Source organism: Desulfopila sp. IMCC35006 (assembly GCF_005116645.1).
Taxonomy (GTDB): Bacteria; Desulfobacterota; Desulfobulbia; order Desulfobulbales; family Desulfocapsaceae; genus Desulforhopalus_A.
In genome coordinates this window covers 1-290 of the sequence record NZ_SWCM01000069.1, presented here as the reverse complement: position 1 = coordinate 290, position 290 = coordinate 1, and the positions used below count along the sequence as shown (strand labels likewise).

At 43.1% G+C, this 290-nt stretch carries 1 rRNA gene; it reads right to left on the bottom strand.

Annotation, left to right across the window (positions count from 1 at the left end):
- A 23S ribosomal RNA gene (locus tag FCL47_RS24195) occupies positions 1-103 on the bottom strand; the annotation flags it as partial.
- Positions 104-290 lie beyond the last annotated feature (187 nt).

Here is a 290-nt window from a genome sequence, read left to right as displayed (position 1 = left end):
ATCAAAGCCTGTTAACGACTCCCCGAAGCTTATCGCAGCTTACCACGTCCTTCATCGCCTTCCGATGCCAAGGCATCCACCGTTAGCCCTTAATAGCTTATCCATAAAACCTGATTAAACTATTAGAGTTACAGAAATTTTCCTAAGAAAATTTCGTCTTAACTCTTATCCCCTTACGGGGTTAAGTTCTAATAAATTCTCTCTTCGCTTACAAAAAGAGAACTCAACTACTGTAACCCTCTCAACCCTGGGGGTGGCTTGTATATTCCCTTGCGATACGGTGGCCAATC